This window comes from Maribacter sp. R77961 (assembly GCF_044594925.1).
Taxonomy (GTDB): domain Bacteria; phylum Bacteroidota; class Bacteroidia; order Flavobacteriales; family Flavobacteriaceae; genus Maribacter.
The window spans coordinates 2,478,488-2,498,925 of the sequence record NZ_CP138991.1 but is presented as its reverse complement, the minus strand read 5'-3'; the positions used below and the strand labels follow the sequence as shown (position 1 = coordinate 2,498,925).

General features: G+C 41.6%; 16 protein-coding genes. 2 read left to right on the top strand and 14 right to left on the bottom strand.

All coding sequences use genetic code 11. The features are described from left to right. The first annotated feature begins 5 nt into the window (after positions 1-5). The gene (locus tag SJY09_RS10830; protein WP_396635735.1) at positions 6-998 is read left to right on the top strand and encodes an alginate lyase family protein; all 993 of its coding nucleotides are present in this window, start codon (positions 6-8) and stop codon (positions 996-998) included. 216 nt (positions 999-1,214) lie between these two features. Beyond that, positions 1,215-2,357, top strand: coding sequence for a lactonase family protein (locus tag SJY09_RS10825; RefSeq protein WP_396635734.1), 1,143 nt, complete (start codon positions 1,215-1,217; stop codon positions 2,355-2,357). Here SJY09_RS10825 and SJY09_RS10820 read toward each other — a convergent pair. The 14 genes from SJY09_RS10820 to SJY09_RS10755 all read right to left on the bottom strand — a co-directional run bounded on the left by SJY09_RS10820 (position 2,354) and on the right by SJY09_RS10755 (position 20,435). Beyond that, positions 2,354-3,355, bottom strand: coding sequence for a Kelch repeat-containing protein (locus SJY09_RS10820; RefSeq protein ID WP_396635733.1), 1,002 nt, complete (start codon positions 3,353-3,355; stop codon positions 2,354-2,356). The two genes, SJY09_RS10825 and SJY09_RS10820, sit on opposite strands and share 4 nt — an antisense overlap. Before the next feature lie 3 nt (positions 3,356-3,358). Beyond that, complete coding sequence (locus SJY09_RS10815; protein ID WP_396635732.1) at positions 3,359-4,387, bottom strand: Gfo/Idh/MocA family protein; 1,029 nt, start codon at positions 4,385-4,387, stop codon at positions 3,359-3,361. Between the two features lie 15 nt (positions 4,388-4,402). Then, on the bottom strand, positions 4,403-5,671 hold the full coding sequence (locus SJY09_RS10810; protein ID WP_396635731.1) for an MFS transporter: 1,269 nt from the start codon (positions 5,669-5,671) through the stop codon (positions 4,403-4,405). After that, on the bottom strand, positions 5,668-7,053 hold the full coding sequence (locus SJY09_RS10805; protein ID WP_396635730.1) for a four-carbon acid sugar kinase family protein: 1,386 nt from the start codon (positions 7,051-7,053) through the stop codon (positions 5,668-5,670). The genes SJY09_RS10810 and SJY09_RS10805 overlap by 4 nt, the downstream gene beginning before the upstream one ends. A gap of 5 nt (positions 7,054-7,058) precedes the next feature. Further along, on the bottom strand, positions 7,059-7,700 hold the full coding sequence (locus SJY09_RS10800; RefSeq protein WP_396638621.1) for a cyclase family protein: 642 nt from the start codon (positions 7,698-7,700) through the stop codon (positions 7,059-7,061). Between the two features lie 6 nt (positions 7,701-7,706). Then, complete coding sequence (locus SJY09_RS10795) at positions 7,707-8,768, bottom strand: tartrate dehydrogenase (protein ID WP_396635729.1); 1,062 nt, start codon at positions 8,766-8,768, stop codon at positions 7,707-7,709. Positions 8,769-8,934: 166 nt separating this feature from the next. Then, a complete protein-coding gene (locus SJY09_RS10790; RefSeq protein ID WP_396635728.1) occupies positions 8,935-10,854 on the bottom strand; it encodes a hypothetical protein in 1,920 nt (639 codons plus the stop codon). 282 nt (positions 10,855-11,136) lie between these two features. Beyond that, positions 11,137-13,299: a glycoside hydrolase family 20 zincin-like fold domain-containing protein gene (locus SJY09_RS10785; protein WP_396635727.1), complete on the bottom strand. Its 2,163-nt coding sequence runs from the start codon at positions 13,297-13,299 to the stop codon at positions 11,137-11,139. Between the two features lie 10 nt (positions 13,300-13,309). Next, the gene (rhaM, locus tag SJY09_RS10780; protein WP_396635726.1) at positions 13,310-13,624 is read right to left on the bottom strand and encodes an L-rhamnose mutarotase; all 315 of its coding nucleotides are present in this window, start codon (positions 13,622-13,624) and stop codon (positions 13,310-13,312) included. A gap of 10 nt (positions 13,625-13,634) precedes the next feature. After that, positions 13,635-14,468 (bottom strand): acetolactate decarboxylase, encoded by an 834-nt coding sequence (locus tag SJY09_RS10775; protein WP_396635725.1) that lies wholly within the window; start codon positions 14,466-14,468, stop codon positions 13,635-13,637. Positions 14,469-14,474: 6 nt separating this feature from the next. Further along, positions 14,475-15,785, bottom strand: coding sequence for a Gfo/Idh/MocA family protein (locus SJY09_RS10770; RefSeq protein ID WP_396635724.1), 1,311 nt, complete (start codon positions 15,783-15,785; stop codon positions 14,475-14,477). Positions 15,786-15,814: 29 nt separating this feature from the next. Then, positions 15,815-17,032: an alginate lyase family protein gene (locus SJY09_RS10765; RefSeq protein ID WP_396635723.1), complete on the bottom strand. Its 1,218-nt coding sequence runs from the start codon at positions 17,030-17,032 to the stop codon at positions 15,815-15,817. Continuing rightward, the gene (locus SJY09_RS10760; RefSeq protein ID WP_396635722.1) at positions 17,032-18,150 is read right to left on the bottom strand and encodes a glycoside hydrolase family 105 protein; all 1,119 of its coding nucleotides are present in this window, start codon (positions 18,148-18,150) and stop codon (positions 17,032-17,034) included. Before SJY09_RS10760 ends, SJY09_RS10765 begins: the two co-directional genes overlap by 1 nt. A 29-nt stretch (positions 18,151-18,179) precedes the next feature. Next, entirely contained in the window at positions 18,180-20,435 is a 2,256-nt protein-coding gene (locus SJY09_RS10755) for a glycoside hydrolase family 3 N-terminal domain-containing protein (protein ID WP_396635721.1), read from the bottom strand. Between the last annotated feature and the right edge of the window lie 3 nt (positions 20,436-20,438).

The following is a 20,438-nucleotide window of genomic DNA, read 5'->3' as shown; positions in this document are numbered from 1 at the left end:
AACGTATGAAAAATAGTATGTGCTGTTTCTTGATTTTGATGGTGACCTTTGGTCACTCACAAACAAATCTTGAAAACGATATTTTTGATAAAGAGAAAAAAAGGGTCAAGGAACTCGCAGCAAAATATATTGACCTAAAACCTATTACGGTAAGCGCATCCGTATGCGAACGAAGTGCAGGTGGTAGGAACGATTTTTATTCCGAGGGAGATTATTGGTGGCCGGACCCCAAGAATCCTAAAGGTCCATACATCAGAAAAGATGGGATGACGAATCCTGAAAATTTTACGGCACACCGTGAGGCCATGATTCGTTTTAGCCAAATTGCAGGCGCCTTGGGTTCTGCTTATTTGGTAACTAGGGATGATGCCTTTGCCGAAAAATTGGTTCCTCATTTAAAAGCATGGTTTTTAAATGAAGACACAATGATGAACCCAAATCTATTGTACGCTCAAGCAATTACAGGTAGGGTTACGGGCCGGGGAATTGGTATTATAGATACCATACATCTACTGGAAGTTGCCAAGGCAGTCATGGCAATAGAAGGCGCAAGTGTATTAAGCAAGGTAGAACTAAAAGGGATTAAAAGTTGGTTTTCTAACTATTTGGATTGGATGACTTCACACCCTTATGGCATTGCGGAGCGGGATAATGGAAATAATCATAGTGTTTGCTGGGCGTTGCAGGTTGCTGTGTTTTCAGAATTAGTGGGTAATGAAGAACAGACCAACTATGCTCGAAATATGTACAAGAACGTGTTGTTACCGGAGCAAATGGCACAGAATGGTTCATTCCCTTTAGAATTAAAACGAACAAAACCTTATGGATATTCCCTTTTTAATTTGGATGTGATGACGGCTCTATGTCAAACACTATCTTCAAAAGAGGAAGATCTTTTACATATCGAACAAATGACGACAACAGCCTTCAAAAAGGGATTGCTTTTCTTTATCCCTTTGTTAAGGATAAAAATAATTGGCCCTATGCTAAAGATGTGATGTACTGGGAGGAATGGCCAGTACGGCATCCTTTTTTAATCTTTGGAGGCTTGGCTATGGAAAATGATTCTTACATTGATTTATGGAGTCGGTTAAAAGTTAATTTTAAGACCCCCGAAGTGGTTCGCAATATGCCCGTTCGTTATCCCTTACTTTGGTTAAATTAATTTGTTGAGTATGTTGAGGTTCCAAAATTATAATTGAAATAAAACTTTTATGAAACACTATTTTAAATTTTTAGCGATCCTCCTTGTCTTAAGCAGCTCTTGTATATCTAAATCTTCTAAAACGCTCCTGTTCGTAGGTAGTTATACGGAAGGAAAACCCAGTGATGGAATTCATGTTTATGAATTGAATACGGCATCCGGCGAGCTTCATTTCTTAGCTAAAAAGGATAGTTTGGTTAACCCTTCTTTTTTAAAAATTGCCCCTAGTGGTGACTATCTTTATGCGGTATTGGAAAGTCAATTACCTACTCATGGAAAAATTGCGTCATTTGCCGTGGATTCCCTGAACGGTACGCTGGATTTTTTGAATTCACAAGATGCGGGTGGACGTAATCCTGTGCATATTGCTATCCATGCTAATGGAAATTACTTGGTAAATTCTAATTATACCGATGCTGGAATTTCATTGTTTGAAATTCAAACAGATGGTAGTCTATCCGCTGCTTTGGAACATCTGATATTTAAGGATAGCAGCATAGTAAAAGGTAGGCAGGACGAGGCACATCTACATTCCACAAATTTCTCACCGGATGGTGAATTCTTATTTGGGCAAGATTTGGGTGCTGATAAAATCAGAAGGTTTACAGAAAAGAACTGGGCCAAAGGGAACCTGGATTTAACCCAAATGAAACCCATCAAAGTAAAACCTGGAAGTGGCCCGCGTCATTTTACCTTTCACCCCAATGGTAAGTTCGGTTATGGGCTATCGGAACTAAACGGAATAATTACCGTTTATGAATATTCGCATGGTGATTTGCGTTTTCTGGAAGAGCATCTATCGTATGCTACAAAGCAAGAAATCTATAGAGCTGCCGATATCCATATTTCTCCCGATGGAAAATTTCTCTACGCCTCTAACCGGGGCCCGAAAGAGGATTCCATTGCTATATTTTCCATAGACCAAGAAACGGGTAAGTTACTATTGGTTGGCCATGAACCAACCTACGGCAAGCACCCAAGAAACTTTTGCATAGATCCTTCTGGAAAATTTCTTTTGGTTGCCAATCAGTTTTCGGATAAGGTAGTAATCTACCGAAGAGACCTAGAAACGGGTGAGCTTATAAAATTAGGTCAGGAATTGATAATGAACAATCCGTCCAGCTTACAAATGTACACCTATGAGACCTATTAATTTTTAAATGAAATTTTTTCCATAGAATCTAATTCGGGTCTACCACCCCTGTTGCCACATCCCGCGGCAATATAAATGACCCCATCCTTAACTACAGCTTGAGTCCCGTGCCTTCCTCGTTGTAAGGGGGTAAATTTTGTCCACGTCATGGTATTCAAGTTTAATGCTTCGACCTGATTATGGGCAACTTCCTGTGTTTTACTTTCGCCCCCAATAACAATAAGTTGGTGGTCATAAACAACGGTACTTGTACCCGCTCTTTGGGTAGGAATATTTCCGTCTTCTTCCAGTGTGCTCCAAGTGTTCGTTTCAATATCGTAAATATCAACTTGTTCTACCGTGAGTTCAAAGGTCTGTTTAGTTGCATACGACGAATTTCTTCCCCCTACGGCATAGATTTTACCATTACCTATAGCTGCTTGAAAATGGTCTCTTGCCCTTGGTGCATCGGCTAAAACCGTCCATTTTCCGGTTTTAAAATCATAACGGTCCATCCACGGTACGTGGGTGCTGTTGTGTCCGTCCACAATTCCGCTAACCATGTACAAGCTATCACCATTGATAACAACTCCACAGGAACCTCTGCGTCTTTCCTCGGGTATTTCAGGACCGTCCTCCCATTTGTCTTTTTCAGGATTGTAAATTAGCATGTATGGTAATGGAGTTTCATAGGGATATTTGCCCGTCATGGCACCGATCACATATATTTTATCGTTGTAAGCTACACCCTGAAAATGATGGATTTCAATCGGTGGAGCGGCACCTTCTGTCCATTCAGTGGTTTCCGTGCTGTACATAGAAATAGGCTTTATGCCTCTTCCTCCTAATAGGTAGAAATTTTCACCAAGGGTTACAAAACTATTTTCATGACGAGCTATGGGTGATGTTTCCGTATCAATAGTTTTCCATTGCTTATTATCGCTAGATTGTGACGTGCACACAAAAGAAAAAACCATGAAAATTAAAACATAGTAATTAGGACTTGGTATCTTTTTCATCGTTTAATTTATTGTTTTAGGTATTCCTTTTTTTGCCGATTCATACACTTTTTCCAATACTTTTATATTTGATAGATAGGCTAATACATCGTTCTCAAAAGGTTTTCCAGAATGTAATTGTTCTATAAAGTGTTTCTGGGTGTAGTAGACACAATCCCCCGAAAAGTTTTTATCTTCAAAACGGTATACGTGTTCTAGTTCTGGCCTACCTAACGGTTTTATAACGATGCGTGCGTCTTCTTGAAGATGTATGCTGCCTTTGTTGCATTCTATACGTAATGCTCCAAAAGTTAATCTTGGATTTTGAGCGTTACTTTCGTTGTATCTATTGGCGTCGATAATTGCCGTACCGCCGTTTTTAAAATCGCACAGTACCATTGCGGCATCCTCTCCTTTAATGTTGGTATTGTACCGATATAACTTGGCAAACACGTTATTGATTTCTCCACCTAAAAAACGAAGTACATCAATGAGATGAATCCCTGTCTCGTACATGAGCAACTTTTTCATCTCCCTAAAATAGGGCTGCCGGTTCATGTAGGCATCTTCCTGCCAACCGTCTCCCATACGCATATGCCAGTGGATTTGATGCAAGTCTTCTCCGATGGTTTTTGATTCCAATATTTTTTTAATTTCCCTATGCCAAGGCTGAAAACGAAAATTTTCATGTACCATCATGCGAATCCCATATTGGGAAATCATTGTGGCAATTTCCTCGGATGCTTCCAAGCTTGGTGCCAACGGTTTTTGACAAATAATAGCGATGCCTTTTTGAGCAGCTATTGTACATAGTTCTTTATGCGTCTCCGGTGGTGTGATAATATCCACAAAATCAGGTTTTTCGTGGTTCAACATCTCATTATAATCGGAATACGCCGATGCAATGCCCAAGCGTTGTGCAGTTTGCTCCGCAAGTGCAAGGTTAGTATCACAAAGTGCGGTTATTTCTACTTGCTCTAAGCGTAACCAAGCCTCTAAATGAAACTTGCTAAAATAACCAAGACCGATACAAACCCCTTTTATTGTTTTCATATGGTTGCTAAGGTATCAATATTCCGAAAAATGTTTCTCTGGTTTCATGTTATACCAAAGTGCAATGGCCAAAAGGTTCAATAAGGTACCAATAATAAAAAAAAGTGTGGTTGAACCTGTCCATGCCAATAAATATGGAAATAAAAGCGCTGTAATAAAAGCACCTATGTTTCCTGCCATATTCATGGTTCCGGATACGGTACCGGAATGTTTTTTACCAATATCAACACAAAACGCCCAAGAAGGGGGCAAGGTCATATCCGCTCCAAAAATAGCCAAGCTTAGAAATAGGATGGCACCCACGGCATTGTCCATGTAGATACTTCCGAAGAGACCAATGGCAGCAAACAGAAACCCCAGTGATGCAGGGAAAATACGGGATTTGTTCCATTTTCCTTTTTTAAAGATAGTATCTATAAGCCAACCGGAAAACCAGTTTCCGAAAGCACCGAATACAAGCGGCAGTGCCGTATAGAATCCGGCCTCCACGGTAGAAAGTCCGTATTCGCTTTTAATATGCGGAAACAACCAAGTTAGGGCAAAAAAGAAGGTGAAATTACTACAGAAATATTGGCCCATGGCCAACCACATGTTTTTTGATTTCAATAAACTGCCGAAATGTATTTTTTCTTTGGATATAGCGGTCTCCCTTTCTTGTCGTGTAGACAGAATAAATTCTTTTTCGCTCTCTGAAATTCCACTATGGTCTTCCGGGTTATCCCTAAAAAACAAAAACCAAGCCAATGCCCAAAGTACACCAACGGCACCTAAGGCAAAGAAGGTGGTACGCCAACCAAAACTATCGATCATCCAAGCCACTGCCGGTAGTGCAAATGCCGCTCCTAAACGGGAGCCGGAAAAATTGATTCCGGTTACGATGCCTCTTTCCTTTAAGGGTATCCAACTATAAATTGCCCTGCTCATTCCCGGAAAAGCGCCAGCTTCACCGGCACCGAATAGAAAACGTACGGTAAGGAGGGAAACAAAATTGAATGCAAGACCGGTCAATGCGGTGAAAAGGGACCAAATGGAAACGATAGCTGCGAGGATTTTTCTTGGACCAAAACGATCTGCTAAAATTCCGGATGGTGTTTGGAAAAAAGCATAGCCTAAAGAAAAGGCTGCGAGTACCCAGCCCATTTGTTTATCGCTAAGCCCCATGGCCTCTGAAATAGGTTCTTTGGCCACGGAAATACAGATACGGTCAACATAAAGTAGAAGGGCCAGCAAAAAAGTGCCCGCGACCATAAAATAACGTCTGGGAAAAGTGGTTTTTTCTTTCATTCCATCGATTTTAAAACTGTTGATAAAGCGTTGTCATCTCCTACGTTTCCTGGAAAAACGATGTAGGGTAAGCTTGGAAAACGAGCCTGTTCGTCCGCCTGCCAAACAGGAACACCTTTGTGAACTTGCCCCAGTACCATGGCCCGTTTTATTTTTAAGGATTTTACCGCAATATCGCTAGAGGTAATGCCTCCTTTCGCCAGAATAAATCTCGGTTGCACCCGAATATGTTCTACTATGGTAGTTAAAGCTTTGGATACAAGGTTGACAATAGCTAGACTTTCTTCTTTGGAGCTTCCTTTTTTAAGTTCACGACTGGTAGATAACACCACATTCGTACCCTGTATTAAATTTGTGTCCAACTCGGTGGATATGGAGCGCAATGTATTTTCAAGTGTAACATCTTCTAATAATCCATGCACATCTAACTCAACATAATGGGCCTTGTAATGTTCTTTTAAATGATTGAGTTGTGCCGTAGTTTTTGGAACATAGGAACCTATAACTACCAATGCTCCTTCAGTTTTAGTATGCTTTATAATCTCTTTCTTTGTCAACAGGGGAGAAGGCCGTTGCCCTATTATGGCATTTACAAAAGATGCTGCGGTTCTATAGGTTAGCGATGTTTTGGATTTTAAAACGGCGAGGGCAAATTTTTCCAGATCTGCATGGGAAGTAGCATTTACGATCATATGACTATGCGTTTTTTGCATAACCTTGTTGCTTATGTTCGCTACGGAGGTGTTTCTTAAATCATCTAGGGAGATGGTTTGTATCTGGGTTTCTTGAATTTTATTCTGGTATTTTTCGAGGATATATTTTTTAAGATTGGATTGGGTATATCCAAAAGTACTATCCTTGGCAAATGAGGTTTCCCCAGCTGGAACAAAGCCTTTTGTTTCCTTAACATAGTGCACATCTTCATAAGTATAGCGTCCGCCTTCGAAAAATGCCGGAATTAAAACGTGCTTTGCCGAAGGTTGTCCCAGTCCTTTTGTCAAAGCAGCAACTTCTCCAGGGTAATGTCCCCGGAGCGTAGAATCTCCACGGCTGATAACTAAAAGTTGTTTCTTGTGTTTTGATGCCAGTTTTTTTAAACGTTCCCCTAAAAGCAATGCCAGATCTGCTGCCGCGGTTGACTGAAGACTTCTAGAATTGGTTAGGATAAAAAATATGGGACTTTTGAGCAGTTCTGTTTCTATAACGGTTTCGGTCCATTGGGTTACTACGGGTAAATTTTTTACGGTTTGCGTGCCGGTAGGGTCATCGTCCAATATGACGATCGTTTTTTGGGTATGCGTTAAAAAGTCCTGTATTTCTTTTTGATATCCTTTCAGGTTATTTCCTTCGGTTATTGATTTTAATATAGCTTGATCGGACATACGTTTTATTCTATGGCTAAAATTCGAGCAGGAGTGCCATCCCCGTTTTCTACCTTCAAGGGCAGGCTTATCAAAGTAACCTGGTCCTTGGTCAACTGGTCCAGATTTGTAAGTCCTTCCACAATTATAATATCGTTCTTCATTAGAATCGTGTGGATTTTTGTTACTTCCTCTAAATTATTCACGTCCGCTACCGAAGGCGGTTCCACGCCCAATAATCCGATCTGTTTTTCTCCTAACCAATGGGCCAGATCCTCGCTAATTCTGGGTAATTCGTCTCGATAGGCGTTGGTGTTCAGTTTTTTGCTCCAACCCGTATGCAGTAATAAACTGTCTCCCTTATTAATTTTTTCCGCGACGGAATCCATATCCGACACCGTAATCATTGAACTTGGTTGGATGTCGTTAAGCTGAACCACCCATGCCTTAGTTATGAAACGTTCAGGCGGAATTTTATCAATGGTCTGATCACTTACATTAAAATGGATAGGAGCATCCATGTGTGTTCCTACATGGGAATACAACGTAAGTGTAGTAGCATTCCAACCATCTTTTTTGATGGTTTTTGCCGGGACAATATCCACTCCCTTCATACTGTTGGAAAGGGAGTGGGTAAGATCAACGATTTTATTGTTTTTAGAAAGCAACAATTTTTAAGAATTAATAAAATTAACAACGCGTGCTGCGATCTCAGAGGTGGAGGCATTTCCTTTTAAGTCCTTGGTCAGGTTGCCTTGGGCGGTAGCGTGCTCTATTCCGTTCACAATATCCTGAGCTGCCTCTTTTTCGCCTAGATGTTCCAGCATAATTGCGGCGGACCAAATTTGCCCTATAGGATTAGCAATATTTTGTCCGGCAATATCCGGAGCGGAACCATGGATAGGCTCGAACATGGACGGGAAATTTCCTTCTGGATTAATGTTCCCACTGCCGCCCAAACCTAAGCTGCCCATAATGGCACCACCAAGGTCGGACAGGATATCGCCCATCATATTGGTAGTAACGATGACATCAAAAACCTCTGGTTTCAGCACAAAACTGGCGGAGGCATTATCGATATACATTTTGCTATATTCCACATCTGGATACTGATCGGCGACTTCTTGAATGACTTTGTCCCAAAATCCCAAGGTGTAGATCAAGGTATTGGACTTGGTGACGTTAGTGACTTTTTTACGTCTGGTGCGTGCCAGTTTAAAGGCATAATGCGCTATGCGTTCCACACCTAAACGGGTTACCATACTTGTGTCAACGGCAACGCCGTTAGGGGTGTCCGGATATAGGATTTTACCGTTTTGAACAAACTCTCCCTCGTTATTCTCACGGAGAATAACAAAATCGATATCCTTCTCTGTTTTATCCCGCAACGGACTTTGAACGCCTGAGAACAGTTTTACGGGTCTATAATTCACGTATTGTTCCAGTTCTGTGCGAACTTTAAAAGTATAGTCCCTTGCCGGTAATGTATCATCAACTTCCGGTAGGCCTACCGCACCAAAATATATGGCATCGAATTTCTTCAGGGTTTCTAGACCATCGCTCGGCATAAATTCACCGTGTTTTACGTAATGTCCAGCTCCCCAAGAAAAGTCTTCGGTCTCTAAGTTAAACTTATATTTCTCAGCTACTGCCTTTAATACGGAAACCCCGGCCGGTACTATTTCTTCTCCTATCCCATCTCCGTTTACAACGGCTATTTTGTATTGTTTACTCATGTAATTGTCCTTATAATAGATTTAAAATTGATTAAAGTAGGGTTTGGATTAAATTCTAATGTTTTCAGTTTTTAATCCAGCCAACCAATACTACGAATACGAATAGATTAAACCGTCCTGCACTTTCGGGCTTTGGATGCACTTTCATGCTAGAGCCACCCATGATTTAGCTAACCGAAACCGTACAGATGATTTCCTTTTGCCCTACTTCAAAAAAAGCTTGTACGGGAACCGCTTCCATTCCCGGAACCATATTGAAAACCCGCTCTTTCTTGGTTTTTTTAATCAGTAAAGGAACATTGGAACGGAGGTTCAAGACAGCTCCTTCTTTTTCTATTTTAATGTGATTTTCTTCAGCTTGAATTACTTTTTCTCCTGTTGGGGAAATCAGGGGCAGTACTAAAGCTGCATTGTTTGTTATATCTGTATCGGGATGTAAAGTGGCTTTAATTATCGTTTCGGTGTTGGATATCAAGTATTCCAATACATACCCTCCATTTTCCAAAATGTTTCCTTCTCTATCGGTAAGTTGTGTTTCTACCTTAAAGTTTATGATTTCACCGTTATCCGTAAAATCGACCTTAGCCTTTAAATCAAACAAATTGCTGTACCATGTATCATTTTTGGTGACCGCTAGTCTTGGGGTTAACGGAATATCTTCACCATTTGGTTGTGGTTGTTGGTTGTTAACTTCGGCCAAGATATATTCTGCCATACTTGCTGTGAAAATAGGACCAATATCATCGTGCCACAATACAGCCAAAGAACCACCTGTTGCGGTTTGGGAATATTTCTTTTTAAATACCACATCGTTAGAAGATACCGTAGCCATAAATTTACCCCTTGTAGCGGTCCAGACGTCCAGGTCGGTAAAGTGTTTTACGCCATCGGCCAATTGTCTTGGTAATTTTGCCGTCTTTGTAATCGTAGGTAACTGTTCTCGATTATCCAACACAAAAGCGAGCGATTTGGCATGTGCAAAGGAATGATGAATACAGGGCAGCACTCCATGGGAATCATAATGTAGACCACCTGCCAAAAGCCCATTTACGGTGCAACGTTCCAATAGTTCGGTATTCAAATAAGCGGCAGTTGCAAAAGCTTGGTTTCTATCTGCCATTAACGCAAATCCCGGTTGGCATCCATCAGTTGTTCTACTGCCCCAATAACTCCATTTGTTCTGCCGTGTGCCCCAGCTATTGTCCCAAGCCCCATCTGGCAGCATGAATTCTAAATGTCCGTTTAGAGATGCTGTCAAGAGTTTTAATAATTCTTCATCTTTTTCCATGACTGCATACTGTACCAGCCCGTTTAAGGTTTCTTCTACATTGTATCCCAAGTCCACGGGCAAGAGCCCTTTGGCACTGGGCGTACGCGAAAGTTTGTTCTCACCAAAAATAAGTTTGTTGGGGTCCGTAAGCCATTCGGGCACTTTGCTGGCCAGTTGTTTGCTATGCGCAAGGTAGTCCTCGTTTTGGAACATTTTACCCAAGAAATTTAAGGCATAGACAGCGGTAAATGCATAGTTGATGTGACTGTAGTCTATCGTGAAATTGGCATGTATAAAATCTGCCGCCTTTTTCAAACGCTCGGTCCATTCTTCTTTAATTTCATTGGGCAGGACATGACCATGATGATGCAGCGCTTCACCTAAAGCAATTGCACCAAAAACAGTAATACCCCGCCATGATTTTGGGTTGGGTATCACGGTCCAGCTACCATCCGGTCTGGAGACATTTTCAGACCATTTCATTACATTGATGGCCGCAGTTAAATAGCTCTCTTCTCCGGTAGTATCGGCCAAGTATAGGAAAGGATATACGGCATCCATACAGCGGCCATGAATTCTATCGCAGGCATCGCAGTAGAGCGCCCCGTGCAATTCTGGTTTTTCAGGATTGTTGATTTGAGTTGCCAACATTGCATCGCACCAAGTGGTAAGCAGTTCGGCCGAAAGCTTTTCAAAAGGAGTAAATACTTCACTTTTTTGGCCATGGTCAGTAGAATTATTTTTACACCCGTAGATAGGAAATAGTAGCCCTAAGCCGGCTAATGAGGATAGTTGTGCAAAATTGCGTCTTTTCATGGTAAAAGGCTGTTTAAATTGATATTATAGATTCCTGCTAAGGCAAGACCTTAACGGTACGTTTTCAATAATAAGGATTAGTTATGTCAATGCCACCCTGTGCTGTAGGGTAAGTTTTGAACTTTAAATTCGTAATAACTAGGTATGATTTTTGATGTTACTTGTCGGTAAGAAAAAGCTATGAACTTAAAATTTGGATATTCCAGAAACCATTGTGGCAGGTGGCGATACGTTAAAAGCCTACGCCAAGTACATAAAACAGCCGTTGAGCATTTAAATGAATTATTTTAGCGCTATTTCAATATCCTCAGCTACCAATTTGGTTGTTTTCTCCCAATCTACATAACCAACGCGGTTGGTCCATAATGGATTTTTGTTCTGTTGCATGGCTTGGGCGGTATACTTTTTCCAGAAATCAAGTGCTAGGTTCAATTCTTCTACGGCCCTATTTTGATGTTCCTTATTTTTAGTTTCCCGAAACAACGCCAAGTGGGTAGCTCCCGCAATCTTATGGGCGTAGTATTTACCCATGAAAGCCATTGTTTTTATGTCGTTCAGGGTGTATTCCAATTCTTTGTTTTGGGTAGCCAAGTCCGTTTTCAAAAATGCCAATGCCTTGTTTGCGTGCGAATGTAATTTTTCAGAAACCTGTAATGGATTCAATTCTTTTGAAATCTCATCGGTTTGTAAAGAAACCACATAATCAGGAATAGATTGAAAACCCGATTTTGGGTGCGGTGGCAACGTAATAAATCGGTTCACATCATGAAAACCGGTGGTGTTGTTTGCAGGCCCCGGTCGACTTTGGCTTCCTTCTATATACCATTTGAAATCTACATCGCCCCAATGAAATGCGGTTGTAGTAGGGTAGACCATAGAGGCTTCTTGCCATGCGGAAAAAAGTTCTTTAGAGTTGACATCCTTAAATTTATTTTGCAAAATACCTTGTAATCGCTCGTTGGAAACTTCTGGATTATAGCCCAGACGACCCCATAACATCCAATGGTACCAGTGCTTTTCAATTTCAAGTTGATTTTTTGTCTCCGGGTTTTTGGTCAGAAACTCACGACCCCATATCCATTGGTCCGAACCATAATAAATACCTCTCGATACCTCGTACGGAATATTTGAGATAAATTCCCTTACAAAGTCAGGTGCGCCCCAACGAAAATAATAGGCATCATCATTTCGGAGTCCCCAAATCGTTTCCATACCTGCTATGTCCTTTACAAAATTTTGATGGTAATGTTGTTCGGTAGTACTTAAAGCGTGGGCCTTGGCGTATTTAAAGCAGTATAAAAATTCAATATTTTTGGCATCTATGACGGGTTTGAATTTCTCTGCAATGGCTTTCGCACCCGTTTGATGCTGCCTGTGTATAAAGGTAAAATTTCTATCGGGCATTTCTTTGGCCACTTCCAAAACGGCCTTGGCATAGGTATCAAAGGCCCAAGTTTCTTTTTCTTCAAAACCAATTCCCGGCATATTCTCCCCAGTGGTTAAGCCAATACCTTTTAAATCAGGATAGGAAACAAAAAGCTGTTTGATGCTTTTTCTAAAATAGTCTTTAGTAATTTCATTATCGGGGTCGTCGGTAATACCATACTGCCCGTTGGTGCCATTCGTAAATATATTCCAAGTAATAAAGTAAAAATCGATATTACGCTCCTTGGCATAGCGCATTACTTTTTGCCAAAATGCTATTTTTTCTTCGATGCCCAATTTTTTGATTACCTCAAAATTTTCGGTGATTTCCGGGGTAGCGATATCGGTTGCATGTAGATGGTAATTTTCTTTCCAATCTATTGTGGAACGATACACATCGTCTAGGGCAATTTCTTCGTAGCCTGGCACCTTGACCAAAGACGGAAAGGGATGTAAATTCCAAAGCGAAATATAGTTGTAGCGGTGTTTGGCCAAATTATCGATGTAGGCAGTCCAAAAGTCGAATTCCCACATGACCGGAATATTGTGTTGTGCCACCTCACTGGCATCTGAATAACTTGGTGTTCTTACATCTAAAGGGATGTTGAATTTGGTGCCCCGCATTTGCATGTGCGGATTTTGCAGCGTGTTCTTTACGCCTTTGAATCCGTTAATCTGTATCTGCTCGGCCAGCTCTAAGATTCCGTACATAAGGCCTGCGGTATCTGTTGCAAACAGTCGGATTTTATTATCGGCAACAATTAGCTCAAAACCTTCGGCGGCTATCTGTTCCGATTCCGTTATGGAAACAGTGATGTCGGCAGTTGCTGTATTGACCGACTTTAAACATGTTTCATTTGCGGTAAGTACAGTTTCAAGTTCGTTAATGGCAAAATCAACCTGAGGTATATCTTGAGGAGCGGAAATGGACAGTTCATTTGATTCTTGCTCGCAACCACTAAACAGTAGGGTAAGCGTAACAATTGAACAAAGCAGTAAAATAGTTCCGTATGTTTTCATGCGCTTGGTTTTACTCCATAAAAAAAACTTCTTCCAAAGGTTCGGATACAGGGGAATTATCCGGATTCGTCTCCATAATATCCGCCATAAACGCCCACCATTTTTGAACTATGGGGTTTTCGGCCAAGTCTTGGGACCCACCATCACCTGAAACTTTTTGAAAGGCAAAAAGCGTATTGGTTTCTTCATCGATGAATATAGAGTATTCACTGACTCCCGCATCTTTCAATAATTTTTTAAGCTCTGGCCATAGTTCATTATGACGTTTGGTATACGCCTCCTTTTGACCCGGATTCAGTTTCATTTTAAATGCCAATCGCTGCATGGGTTTTGTTTTATTGGTTAGTTGCTGGCGTTTCTTTTTTGTATTGAAATTCCTTTTCCAAGCTTACGTTTTCAAAATCTGTATTGTCCGGAAGTACAAAATGATAATCGGTCTTTTTATCGATACCTACGTTCAAAGTGGTTGAAGATTTAAAATCCATTACATGCCCGCCAAGTTTCTTATCGTCCGAAATAAAATGAAAGTGAAAGCCCTTAACGTTGATATTGCCGATAAAGTCAGGACAATAGAACCCAACAATGGTTCCTGAGACATTGTTTCCCTCAAAAACGGGTCGGTTGGGTATCAAAACATCCAAACCTTCTTCAAAAGGCGGTTCTTGTTTGGTGAGTCCGCCACATTTCATATAGTCAAAAGTACCCTTGATTTTAAAGACATAAAGGAAATTGGTTGAAGGTAGCGCAGCTGTCAAACCGGACTTTAATTGTTCTATATCCATAACATCTTCCGATGTTAGTTCGGTTTGCATATCCTCTTCAAAAAATCCTGCATTGGCATACACGATTTTATCTGTATCTGCACCTTCGCTTATGGTGCCATCTTCACGAACGCGATAGGCAATACCATCGACCATCACCATCTCGCCGTCCAGTAAATTAAAAGAACCTAGTCCGGTATCCCCTTTGGTTTTTAATTCCGCAACGGATAAATCGGCATCGAACACTTTATTGACAAAGGCCCACCAGATACTATAGTGGTAATAGGTGTCTGATTTGGTAATAGCTGTTTTTTCTACAGCAACAGTTTTGTTTTGGTCTTGTTTTTGGCCGCAGTTGGTAGCGACCAGCAACATCAATATTCCAAAAAAGGTGTAGGGATATTTCATACTGGTTCAGTATTTTCTTTTCTTTCGTTTCCTCATTTTATTCGCTTCGGAATCCCCTTTGAATTTTTCCTTAACCGGATTCCATTCCAAGGACCTCCCTAGTTCGTAAGCGATATTCGCTACGTTGCAAATGCTTGCGGAGCGGTGTCCTGTTTCTACGCTACAAATAGGTTCTTGCCTGGTTTTAATGGCGTCCAACCAATTTTGGTAGTGGTTGCCTTGGTCTTTGAACATGCCCTTAGGGTCTCCTCCATTGGGGAGAAGAATAGTTTCCGGTCGTGTTTCCAAAAATCCACGGCTTACATCCAATTCTCCTTCGGTTCCAATAAAGCGTACGGCCCATCCACGGCCAAAATCTTCGTGCACCATTTCAATTCCGTTTTCATAGAACATACGAAGTCCTCGTACTGCATTTCGGTCTTTTGGTGGAATAAAGGAGATGGGGCCGGTCTTGTCCATTCCCAAGCACCATTGTGCAATATCGAACATATGTGTGCCCCAATCTGCTATTCGCCCGCCACCAGTTTCTTTAAAATCGCGCCATGCGGGATAGGTTTTTACCACTTCTGGAGCGATGGTTTCGTGATAACTAATCAATGGCGCAGGACCGCACCACAGATTCCAATCTACACCCGTGGGAGTTTCTTGAAAAGGAAGGTCGTAAGGTCGGTAGGGGTCGCCCACATTGACCAAAACTTTTTTGATTTCCCCAAGTTTTCCTGAGCTTACGATTTCCTGTGCCTTTCTGAATTTTTCCCAAGACCGTTGCATGCTGCCGATTTGAACGACACGGCCATATTTCTCTTTGGCATCTACCATTTTTCGTCCGTCATCGATTGTGTTGGTCATTGGTTTTTCGCAGTACACATCTTTGCCTGACTTCATAGCGTCTATCGCTTGTTTAGCGTGCCAATAGTCCGGTGTAGCGATGACTACGGCGTCGATATCCGTTTGTTTCAATAGTTCTCCGTATTCCAAATAGGTAGTGACTCCATTGTAGTTGCTAACGTTTCTTTTTTCGGCATAATAGCCTTCTACGAGCTGTTTGAACCATGCTTGTTTTGAAGTCCAAACTTCTGCGCCTGCTACGATTTGCGCTTCTGTATTACTCAAAAATTTATTTGCTAGGATACCACCTTGCTTGCCCAACCCAATATAACCCAGATTAATTTTGTCGCTTGGAGGCATAAAACCCTTACCTAAAACGTGTCTAGGAACAATGCTTATTAAACCCGCAGCAAGGGCGGTATTGCGAATAAATTTCCTTCTGGAAACTCCAGTTGTTCTTTGGTTTTTTTCTGTGGTATCTTTTTTCATTCTTCGGCACTCTTTTTTAAATAGTTATCTTATTCTGCGATACAGGGATACATCAACTGTTGGATGTCTTCTACATCTTTTAGTTGAGGCGCAATGGTACAGTGTTTTGATATCCCCAACATACTTCCTGAATTTACAAATAATCTTCGTAATCGTTCTAGAGCCTTATCCATGTCGCCCAATTGTTCATAGGGCCATGTGTTATTTTCATCCAAATACGGAAACAAAAAATCGTAGGCTTTTTGCATATCGCCCTCTTCCGAACGTTTGTCCCAAATATCTACCCCCACTTTTTTGCCATAAAAAGCCAATCGGTTCAAGGCGGATAGATTTAAAATGCTGTATGTTAATCCCTTGGTTCGTTTTAATTCGTGGGGTTGGCTGCCATCTGCTTCTATTTGTGGTGCTATGCGTTCCTTAAAAACAGAGTTCAACACGGATTTTGCCTCTTCTTTCCTATCCAGAAAAAGTAATAAGGAGACCAGTTGTGCATCATAGAGCGAACCATGATTGTTAGACCTTGTTTTTTCAAAAATGCCGAATTCACTGGTTTGTAGCCATGTTGTGTATTCATTTAACCAATCTTCTAAACCCGCTTTTACATTTTTGGGCATGGCCTTGTTGTGTTCTAAAATTTCTATGGCGGTAATAATATGTGCAACCCCCGAGAATTCTATGATACCAAAACCCCTTCCCGAATTTTTACCGGGAATGCCCTGCGCGTGGTCCAGATTAGGATTCATTCGTGTAGCCTTATCAACAAACCAAACTTTTAGAAGTTCATTGGCCTTTTCTGCATACGCTTGTTTTTCAGAAAAGAAATAGGCCAGTGAAAGTACCTTAACATTATTGACCATTTTATCCTTAACGGGATCGTCTACATTATCCCCTTTGGTCATCGGGTTGACCTTGCCGTCTTTACGGATCCATGGGAGCCCATCTTCTTTTTCCGGGTCTGGCCACCAATAGGGTGCCAAACTTAAATAATCATGTTTGTCACCACTGGCTGCCAACCCCTTCTTTTGTAGTACCGAAAACGGTCCTTCCAACAAAGCTTTATTCGCTTGTTTTATCAGAGATGTATAGGCGGGTACAAACGGATTATCCTCATTTGTAATGGCCTTTTTTACCAATACCAAATCTTTATAATTTAGGTTGGTCAAAGTCGTGTCCACCTGTGCATTTGCTATTACAAAAACGCAGAAAATGAAACAAGATACCATATACGTGGTGACCGTTTTTTGCACTAGTCCATTTTTAACAATTCACTACCGGCCAACAAAAAAGCTCCTGTACCATAATTCTGCCAGCTATTCGCAGTTGCGGGTTGTGGGTCGGCACCAATGTCCTGTACCCAACCTACCATGCCGTTTTCATGCTGACAGGCAATCAGGGCGTTCCACGCTTTCTTTACGGCTGGGCCGTACTCCGCTTTGTCTAAAAGTCCGTTATTGACACCCCAAGCTAGGGCGAAAGTATAAAAGCCACTGGCACTCACTTCACCGTGGTTCCAGGATTCTGGTGAAAGTAAACTGGTTCTCCAGAGTCCGTCGTCATGCTGTAATTCTTTAATTCTTGCCGCCATTTCTTTGTAAAGATTAACGTAGAAATCACGGTGCTTATAATCTTCAGGAAGGTCGGTCAATACAAGGGCGAGTCCGCCTAAAACCCATCCGTTACCACGTGCCCAAAATATTTTTTTACCATTGGGTTCTTTTAGATCTTTTTCATTTACACCCCATTGGTAGCGGGTATCCCTGGCGAAAAGATGTTCTTCTTTATCGTATAACAAGTTATAGGTTTCCATGTAGTATTTGTGCATGGCATCGAGGTACTTTTGTTCCCCAGTTTGCTTAGCGTATTCCGTAATTACGGGCGGCGCCATAAAGAGGGCATCACACCACCACCATAATATCTTTTTCTCCTTGTTTTTATCGGTACCGTCTTTCCATTTGTTGGGCTCGTACAAATGGGTGTCCAAGAATGCTTTTGTTGGCCCTAAATCCACCAAGTTTTTTCTAGTGGAATTGGCGTATAAATAAGCATACGAAATGGCCACATCATCGGCGTGATAGGTTCTGTACAGCGGTTTCCATTCATTACGATAGCCCATGGTCTTTAATGCTGCCAAGAATATAGGATTCTTGGTCGTTTGGTGTGCTTTGGTGACACCCACATAATAGGCGCCATTGGTCCAATCGGTAGGAGCAAGTGCAAAAATAGGATGGGCTTCTTGCCATTCCATTGCACTTACCATGGCTTTTTCAATGTTTTCTTTATCCATGGTGTTCTGGGCATTTAGCCCAAGGCATGCTACGAAAAACAGTAGTACGCTTTTACTAACTAATTGATGTATTTGTTTCATATTGTTTGTATTGATTTCTATGTTCTTGTTTATTTTTCCAATCTAAATTGTGCGGTCAGTCCTTCTTTTGAGGAGGTACCTACCATAACGGTGTAATCGCCTGCTTCCAATATTTTCTCCATGGTCAAGCCCGTAAACTCCAACATTTTTGGGGTTATGGTAAACGATACTGTTTTTGACTCTTTAGGATTCAACATAATTTTTTCAAAGCCTTTCAATTCCTTATCCGGTCGGGTAACCGAGCCAATTTCATCTTTTATATAGAGTTGTACCACTTCTTTGGCTTTCATTTTACCGGTGTTGGTCACTTTGACGCTTACTGTAATTTCTGAGCTAGGTGTTATTTCTGTAGTTGAAAGGGAAATATCTTCATAAGAAAACGGACTATAACTCAATCCGAATCCGAAGGGATATAATGGGCCGTCCTCTAAAAAGAGATAGCCTTTTTTGTTATTGATTTCTTTCATGCTGTAATGAAATGGTAATTGACCAATGGAACGTGGCACGGTAACCGGTAGTTTTCCAGAAGGAGAAACTTCGCCAAAGACGACTCTAGCCATTGCCGTGTCGCCCATTTCGCTCAAGTCCCAGGCATCAAGAATGGCATCGGCTTGTTCTGCCATAACATTTATAGCCAAGGTTCTGCGGTGTTTTAAGACGATAATTACGGGTTTGCCCAACGCTTTAATACGTTTGACCAATTCATCTTGTGGCCCAACAGGCTCAATAGTGGCGCGGTCGCCCAAAGCGTTGTTGAAATAAGCTTCTTTGGCCGTAAATTCATCTCCACCTAAAAATAAAATCGTAACATCTGCGTCTTTTGCCAGATTGGTGAGTCGCTCTAAGGCTTTTTCATCGGTAGGTAATACAGCGGGCACGCCTTTGTTACCATCTGTCAATTCAAAACCTTGATCGGTCACATACGTCACTTGACTTCCAGTTACAGATTCAAACGCTTTTTGAGTTCCGTCGTTTAATAGAGGACCTAATAAAGCTATTTTCTGAGATGTTTTGGCTAGAGGAAGGGTGTTTTCCTCGTTTTTCAATAGGATGATGGACTCCAAATCGGCTTCTTCCGCTAAAGCTAAAGAAGATGCCGAACGCACTTCTTTTTCCACTTTTTTTACATCGATAAACGGATTGTCAAAAAGCCCTAAAATCATTTTTGTCCGCAACACACGTCGCACGGAACGGTCTATCATTTTTTCTATGGAGGGGTCTTTCTTTACCATTTCAGGCAGGTAGGCATATGAATCCTCAGCGTACAAATCGATATCGATTCCGGCAACCAATCCCATTAAAGCTGCAGCTTCTGGACTTTCGGCTACTTTCATAAAATAATACAGTCTTGCAATGTCATTGGAATCAGACACGACATAGCCATCAAATCCCCATTGGTCGCGCAATACGCCCGTTAACAACTCAGGATTACCATGACTTGCTATCCCGTTAAGGTCACCATGCGATGCCATCACCCCAAGTGTTCTTGCTTCTTTAACAGCAGCTTCAAAAGGTGGATAAATTTCGTCTATTAGCGTTCTTGGTGAAATCTCAATCGCCGCAAAATTAGAACCACCCAATACCTGTCCATACCCTGCAAAGTGTTTGGCCACAGCACCAATATGGGTGCCATTACCCAAGCCTCCGTAATCGCCCTGTACGCCTTTAATGGCATTCAGTACCATCTGCGTGGTTAGGTAGGTGTCCTCGCCAAAGGCTTCGGACATTCTGCCAAAACGTGGATCACGAACCAAATCTGCCTCTGGAGAGTGGCACATGTGCATGCCCCTAAGCCTTGCCTCACGACCTACAACATCCCAAATACGATTGACCAGCTCAGGATTAAAAGTTGCTGCCGAATTAATGGGTCGTCCAAATTTTGTGCATCCAGCGGCATCGACTCCATTATAAGATTCGGTCACAAACAGTGCTGGTATACCCCACCGATTGCTCTCCATGATGTATTTTTGCAACTCGTTATTGAGTTTTGCCGCTGCGAGCGGAGAAATATGTTCTCCGGGATTCTTGATTCCCGCAATTCCTAACTTTAATTTTTCAATGACCCTATCGGATAATTCCATCTTGCCCTTCTCATCGGATTTTACCCCGATATTGGCATGGAAAATTCGCATTTGCGCAACTTTCTCTTCCAATGACATTCTGGGTAATAAATCTTCGACGCGCTCTTCAATAGATAGCGACGCATCTTTGTAAGGCATTTTGTTTTTTTGTGCCGATAGTCCTATCGTTATAAGGGATAGATAAGCTAGGATGTGATATTTCATTTG